At 64.3% G+C, this 6,874-nt stretch carries 6 protein-coding genes, 1 tRNA gene and 1 riboswitch; of the genes, 3 read left to right on the top strand and 4 right to left on the bottom strand.

Features of this window, described 5'->3' with window-relative positions; translation table 11 throughout:
- The coding region (locus tag D619_RS17650) for a tetratricopeptide repeat protein (RefSeq protein ID WP_026090954.1) at positions 1 to 356 on the top strand (356 nt) is incomplete at its 5' end.
- Positions 357 to 646: 290 nt separating this feature from the next.
- Here D619_RS17650 and thiC read toward each other — a convergent pair.
- From thiC to D619_RS0110720, 4 genes are all read right to left on the bottom strand, one after another.
- Positions 647 to 2,491, bottom strand: a complete 1,845-nt coding sequence (gene thiC / locus D619_RS0110735; protein WP_017668594.1) for a phosphomethylpyrimidine synthase ThiC — start codon at positions 2,489 to 2,491, stop codon at positions 647 to 649.
- A 34-nt stretch (positions 2,492 to 2,525) separates the two neighbouring features.
- Positions 2,526 to 2,628: riboswitch (TPP riboswitch) on the bottom strand.
- A 5-nt stretch (positions 2,629 to 2,633) separates the two neighbouring features.
- Positions 2,634 to 3,341 carry a sterol desaturase family protein gene (locus D619_RS0110730; protein ID WP_033373434.1) on the bottom strand — a complete coding sequence of 236 codons (708 nt, stop codon included), beginning with the start codon at positions 3,339 to 3,341 and terminating at the stop codon, positions 2,634 to 2,636.
- Between the two features lie 106 nt (positions 3,342 to 3,447).
- Positions 3,448 to 3,523 (bottom strand) — tRNA-Ala (locus D619_RS0110725).
- Between the two features lie 76 nt (positions 3,524 to 3,599).
- Complete coding sequence (locus tag D619_RS0110720) at positions 3,600 to 4,790, bottom strand: M20 family metallopeptidase (protein WP_017668592.1); 1,191 nt, start codon at positions 4,788 to 4,790, stop codon at positions 3,600 to 3,602.
- Between the two features lie 225 nt (positions 4,791 to 5,015).
- Here D619_RS0110720 and D619_RS0110715 point away from each other — a divergent pair, with 225 nt between their 5' ends.
- Together D619_RS0110715 and D619_RS0110710 are read left to right on the top strand one after the other, a co-directional pair.
- Positions 5,016 to 6,200: an NAD(P)/FAD-dependent oxidoreductase gene (locus D619_RS0110715; protein WP_017668591.1), complete on the top strand. Its 1,185-nt coding sequence runs from the start codon at positions 5,016 to 5,018 to the stop codon at positions 6,198 to 6,200.
- A complete protein-coding gene (locus tag D619_RS0110710; RefSeq protein WP_017668590.1) occupies positions 6,200 to 6,874 on the top strand; it encodes a nitroreductase in 675 nt (224 codons plus the stop codon). The genes D619_RS0110715 and D619_RS0110710 overlap by 1 nt, the downstream gene beginning before the upstream one ends.

Raw genomic sequence — 6,874 nt, 5'->3', positions numbered from 1 at the left:
ATGCCCGCCAGCAGCGTTACAAGGAAGCCGAAGCCGCCTATCTGCGCAGCATCGAAATTGGCAAAGCCCTGCGCGACGATGGTATTCTCGCCCAGGTCTATCGTAACTATGCGCTGTTACTTCAAAAAACCGACGTAGACGAGGCAATGCGGTACCTTGAAGAAAGCCTCCGGTTGAACAAGCGACAGAATGATCGCCGCGGTATTGAGATCGTGCAAAGGTCAGTAGAAAAATTGCAAGCGCGAAGGCAGAAACAACAATCTCTACGTCCCGCGTTGCCCAATGTGGCCATTGGCGAAAGTGATCATGGCGCGACCGAAGCGCCAAAGCCCGCTGGATCTGAAGAAGAAAGCTAGATTGTAAAGGCCTGCAATGTTAGCGCCGCCTACTCGAAACGCGAATTTATTTTGCTCGCGATCGCCAGCCATCATAGAAAAATTTCGGGAACACTATACTACATACCTCACGAATTCAGGATGCTTTAAGATTGCGGTGACACTGTACGAAGCTTACCTGTCGGAGATGTCTCTTTCTCCCAGCAGTTTAGCCAATACAATTTCTGAGCACCAGGTGGCGCTAGCGGAAGGGGTTGCCTTAGCTAAAGTGGGTGCAGGGGCTCAGCCCTTGCCCGCCGGAGGCCCTCTTTTTACTCCGCCGCCGGGAGATAAATCTCCCCGCCCTTGGCCCGGAACTCGGCGCTCTTTTCGGCCATGCCGGCTTCCAGCATTTCGGCGCTGTTCTGCTTGGCCGCGTAATCGCGCACGTCCTGCGTTATCTTCATGGAGCAGAATTTCGGTCCGCACATGGAGCAGAAGTGGGCGACCTTGGCGCCTTCGGCCGGCAGCGTCTCGTCGTGATAGGCGAGGGCGGTTTCCGGGTCCAGGCTCAGGTTGAACTGGTCGCGCCAGCGGAATTCGAAGCGGGCGCGGGAGAGGGCGTCGTCGCGCAACTGGGCGGCGGGGTGGCCTTTGGCCAGGTCAGCCGCGTGGGCGGCGAGTTTGTAGGTGATGACGCCGACTTTCACGTCGTCCCGATCGGGCAGGCCGAGATGTTCCTTGGGCGTGACGTAGCAGAGCATGGCGGTGCCGAACCAGCCGATCATGGCGGCGCCGATGCCGCTGGTGATGTGGTCGTAACCGGGCGCGATATCGGTGGTGAGCGGGCCGAGCGTGTAGAAGGGGGCTTCGCCGCATTCTTCCAGCTGCTTTTCCATGTTCACCTTGATCTTGTGCATCGGCACGTGGCCGGGGCCTTCGATCATCACCTGGCAGTCCTGCTCCCAGGCGATCTTGGTCAGCTCGCCCAGGGTTTCGAGTTCGGCGAATTGGGCGCGATCGTTGGCGTCGGCGATGGAACCGGGGCGCAGGCCGTCGCCCAGCGAGAAGCTCACATCATAGGCGCGCATGATCTCGCAGATCTCGCGGAAGTGGGTGTAGAGGAAATTCTCCTTGTGGTGCGACAGGCACCATTTCGCCATGATCGAGCCGCCGCGTGACACGATGCCGGTGACGCGATTGGCGGTGAGCGGCACATAGGCCAGGCGCACGCCGGCGTGGATGGTGAAATAATCGACGCCCTGTTCGGCCTGTTCGATCAGCGTGTCGCGATACACCTCCCACGTCAGGTCTTCGGCGACGCCGTTCACCTTTTCCAGCGCCTGGTAGATCGGCACGGTGCCGATCGGCACGGGGCTGTTGCGCAGGATCCACTCGCGGGTGTTGTGGATGTTGCGGCCGGTGGAAAGGTCCATGATGTTGTCGGCCCCCCAGCGGGCGGCCCAGACCATCTTTTCGACTTCTTCGGCCACGGAGGAGGCGACGGCGGAATTGCCGATGTTGGCGTTGATCTTCACCAGGAAATTGCGGCCGATGATCATCGGTTCGGCTTCCGGGTGGTTGATGTTGGCCGGGATGATGGCGCGGCCGCGGGCGATTTCGCTGCGCACGAATTCCGGCGTGACATAATCGGGGATTTCGGCGCCAAAGGACTCACCGTCGCGGATCAGGCCGTCACGCTGGGCGCGGCCGATGTTTTCGCGGATGGCGACATATTCCATTTCCGGCGTGATGATGCCGCGGCGGGCATAGGCGATCTGGGTGACGGCCTGGCCCGCCTTGGCGCGCAGCGGGTTCTTCACGACGTTGGGGAATTCGGCCACGTCGGCCTTGCCGCCGGGCACGTTGGCGACGCCGTTATCCTCCGGTTTCACTTCGCGGCCGGGGTAGCGTTCCACGTCGCCACGGGCTTCGATCCAGGCGGTGCGTAGCGGCTGCAGGCCGGCGGCGATATCGATGGTGGCATTCTCGTCGGTGTAGGGGCCCGAGGAATCATAGATGCGGACCGGCGGTTCCTTGGCCGACGGATCGAGCGCCACTTCGCGCATGGCGACGCGGATATCCGGATGGATGGTGCCGGCCACATGAATCTTGCGGCTGCCCGGCAGCGGCCCGGTGGTGACGGGCATTTCCAGCTTTGAATTGATATCGGCCATGGCAGCGCATCCTTGTGAATACACGGATGGGGGGCGGCCACTGGCTGTCCCTCCCTCCGCCGGTGTCAACCGGATCAGGTTCAGCGGGTTGCGCCTTTGCGCTCTCAGCCGCGATTGCGGCACCCCGGGGAATGGCTCTGGATTAGGCCTGTGTGGCCCAGTTGGCAAGGCCGCGATCGGTGCCGCACAGCTTGTCCCAGAAGCGGAAATAGAGGCCGTAGTTGCAGTTGTAGTGGCGGTGGTGCGCCTCGTGGTGGCTGGCCGAGATGATGTGGCGGCCGAACCAGCCATCCACCCAGGATTTGGGGAACATTTCCCAGCCCATGTGATTGGTGACGCCCATGATGGTGGCGATCAGCATCACGATGCCGAGCGCGCCGATGTGGATGGGGATGAGGAACAGCAGCGCCGGGATGAGGATCGCGCCCGAGATGGCTTCCCACGGGTGGAAGCTCATGGCGGCCCAGGCGGTGGGTGGGCGGCTGGCATGGTGGACGGCGTGGGCGGCCTTGAACAGGCGGGGCAGGTGCATCCAGCGGTGGGTCCAGTAGAACCAGGTGTCGTGCAGGAACAGGTAGACGAGGATGGAGAGGGGCCACCAGGCCGCCGCAAGCGGCGTGTCGATGCCCACCATGATCTGCGTGAGGCCCCAGCCGCGCCAGGCTTCGATGGCGAGGCCGGCGGGGATGGCGTAGATGACGGCGGAGACCAGCGACCAGCGGATTTCGGCGCTGATCTGGCGGCGGCGCTTGGTGGCCTCGGCCGGGCCGGCGGTGATGCCGCGCCGCGCCGTGAGCCAGGCAAAGCCGCCGGAAACAGCGAGATAGCGCACGGCGATGATGGCGGCCATCGACAGGACGGCAAGGAACAGGGTGAGGGCAGTGGTCACGGGCAGCGGTTTAGCCTGTGGGCGATGGGTCGCCAAGCGGCGCAGCGTCGCGCTTCTGTGCAGGAAATGGTGGAGCAGAGGGGGATCGAACCCCTGACCTCAGCAGTGCGATTGCTGCGCTCTCCCATCTGAGCTACTGCCCCGCACCAAATCCTTGGCCTCCCAAGCGGGAGGGCCGCCGATATAGCGCGGCGGCGGCGCTTTGCAACAGGCGAGTTTTCAATCGAACCCGTGCGCCAGATAGCGCTCGGCAATGGCGGCGTGCAGGGCGGCGCCGCGGGCCATGGCGCTTTCATCGAGGTGCATGTGGGTGGAGTGCAGGCCGCAGCAGGCGCGCCAGTCTGTCCCCTGCTCGGCGACGCCCAGAAAGAACATCGCGCCGGGGACTTTTTCCAGCACATAGGCGAAATCTTCGGCGCCCATGATCGGGTGGGCCAGCGTTTGCCATTGATCCTCGCCAAACAGGCGTTTGGTCACCGCTTCGCCCAGCGCCACGGCGCGGCCATCGCAGTTGGTGACGGGGAAGCCGGGGATGATCTCCACCGTCGCACTGGCGCCATGGGCAGCGGCGATGCCCTGGGCGAGGCGGGGCAGGCCGTCGTGGAGTTTCTGGCGGGTGGCGGCGCTGAGCGTGCGCATCGTGCCGTAGAGCAGGGCGGTTTCGGGGATCACATTGTCGGTGGTGCCGGCACTGATCTGGCCGATGGTGATCACGGCGGGATCGAAGACGCTGATCTGGCGGGTGACGAACGTCTGCAGCGCCAGCGCGATCTCACAGGCGATCGGCACGGGATCGAGCGCATCGTGCGGCATGGAGGCGTGGCCACCGCGCCCGGTGACGACGATGCGCAGCTTGTCGTTGCTGGCCAGCAGCGCGCCGGTGCGGCCGGCGACGATACCCCACGGCGCATTGGGCATGATGTGGAGGGCGAAGGCGGCATCGGGGAGCGGATCGATCAGGCCGTCATCCAGCATGAAGCGGGCGCCGTGATGGCCTTCCTCGCCGGGCTGGAACATGAACATCACGCTGCCGGCCAGGCTGTCGCGCCGCTCGCACAGGATGCGCGCCGCACCGGCCAGCATCGCCACATGGGCATCGTGGCCGCAGGCGTGCATGGCGCCGGGGATGGTGGAGGAAAATTCCAGGCCCGTCTCCTCGGGCATCGGCAGCGCATCGGTGTCGCCGCGCAGCAGCACGGTGCGGCCGTTGGCCGGGCCCTTCAACGTGGCGATGATGCCGGTGGTGGAGGGACCAGTGCGGATCTCCAGCGGCAGGCCGGCCAGCGCCGCCATGATCTTGTCGGCGGTGCGCGGATTGTGCAGGCCAAGTTCCGGCTCGGCATGGATGGCCCGCCGCAGTGCGGTCATGACGGGCAGGGCGGATTCGGCAGCTTGGGTCCAATTTGTCATGGCGCCATTCTAGGCGCAAAGCAGAGATCAAGTCTTGTTGAACTTGTGGGGTTGAAGGCGGACGCCGTTGTTCACCCCCTCCCTGCAAGGGAGGGGCCGGGGGAGGGTTTTCCCCGTAAAAGCCACTATCGGTCGCTGCGACACGCACCCTCCCCCAACCCCTCCCTGCAAGCAGGGAGGGGGGCAGGTCTGGTCATTGCGCCCGCCACCCGCTACGCGGCCACCATGCATGATGTGATCATCCTGGGCGCTGGTGGGGCCGGCCTGTTCTGTGCCGCCACGGCCGGGCAGATGGGGGTGCGGGCGCTGGTGATCGATCACAACCAGCAGCCGGGGCAGAAGATCCTGATTTCCGGCGGCGGTCGCTGCAACTTCACCAATATCGGCGCGGTGCCGGATCGGTATCTCAGCGAAAACAGGCATTTCGCCCGCTCCGCCCTGTCGCGCTACACGCCGGCCGATTTCATCGATCTGGTGCGCCGCTACAATATTGCCTTCCATGAAAAGACGCTGGGGCAGTTGTTCTGCGATGGATCGGCGAAACAGATCGTTGCCATGCTCATGGACGAATGCGCGGCCGGGGCCGTGGATTTCGCGTTTGGCACCGCCATCACCGATGTAAGCCATGCCGATGGGCTGTTCACCGTCACCACCACCTGTGGCGTGTTCACTGCGCCAAATCTGGTGCTGGCCACTGGTGGCCCGGCGATTCCCAAGCTGGGCGCCACCGGCTTTGCGTATCAAGTGGCCAAGCAGTTCGGGCTGAAGATCATTCCGCCGCGCCCGGCGCTGGTGCCGTTCACGCTGCCGCAGACGGAAAATCTGTTTCGTGAACTGGCCGGCGTTGCCGCTGAGGTTGTGGCGAAAGCGGGGAAGGCGGCCTTCCGTGAAGCCGCGCTGTTCACCCACAAGGGGCTTTCCGGCCCCGCCATGCTGCAGGTGTCGAGCTACTGGCGGCACGGCGAGGCGATCGCTGTGGATTTCCTGCCCGATGCGCCGGCGGACTGGCTGATCAGCGCCAAGCGTCAACGGCCCAAGGCCGGGCTGAAATCGGTGCTGGGCAGTGCGCTGCCGGAACGATTGGCCACGGCTCTTGCCGATACGCTCGGGCTGCCGGGCGACATGGCCAGCCAGAAGGACGCCAACCTTGCCGCCGCCATGCAGCGCCTGAAGGGCTGGGCCTTCCGCCCCGATGGCACCGAAGGTTTCGCCAAGGCGGAAGTGACTGCGGGCGGCATCGACACCGCCGGGCTGAGCAGTCGCACAATGTCGGCCAATCACATTGAAGGGCTGTTCGCCATTGGCGAGGCGGTGGACGTTACCGGCTGGCTGGGAGGCTACAACTTCCAGTGGGCGTGGGCCAGCGGACACGCCGCAGGCTTGGGCATAGCGGAGAGAGTGCACAAATGATGAGCTATGACGAAGTGGTGATGGGCCGCCGTTCCATTCGCGGTTTCAAGCCCGATCCGGTGCCGCTGGAACTGATCAAGGAAATTCTCACCATGGCGATGCGCTCGCCATCGTCGATGAACACCCAACCGTGGAACTTCACTGTCGTCACCGGCGAACCGCTCAATCGCATCCGCGCCGGCAATACCGAGCGCAACCTGGCCGGCATTCCGCACAGCCGCGAATTCCGCACCGGCACGGCGTTTGAAGGCGTGCACCGCGAACGCCAGATCGGCGTGGCCAAGCAATTGTTCAGCGCCATGGGCATCGCCCGCGACGATGCGCCGGCGCGGCAGGACTGGGTGCTGCGCGGCTTCCGCCAGTTCGACGCGCCGGTGTGCGTGATCATCACCTACGACAAGGTGCTTTCCGGCAGCGACGACACGCCGTTCGATTGCGGCGCGGTTTCGACGGCGCTGGTCAACGCTGCCTGGTCGCGCGGGCTGGGCGCGGTGATCAACAGCCAGGGCATCATGCAATCGCCGGTGGTGCGCGAACATGCCGGCATTGCCGATGATCAGGTGATCATGAAGGCCATCGCCATCGGCTGGCCGGACGAGAGTTTCCCGGCCAATGCGGTGGTGTCGGAACGCAAGAGCGTCGAGGAAGCAGCGCGGTTCGTGGGGTTCGAATAG

Source organism: Sandarakinorhabdus sp. AAP62 (assembly GCF_000331225.1).
GTDB lineage: Bacteria > Pseudomonadota > Alphaproteobacteria > Sphingomonadales > Sphingomonadaceae > Sandarakinorhabdus.
The sequence above is the reverse complement of the archived record's forward strand: the minus strand, read 5'-3'. Positions and strand labels throughout refer to the sequence as shown.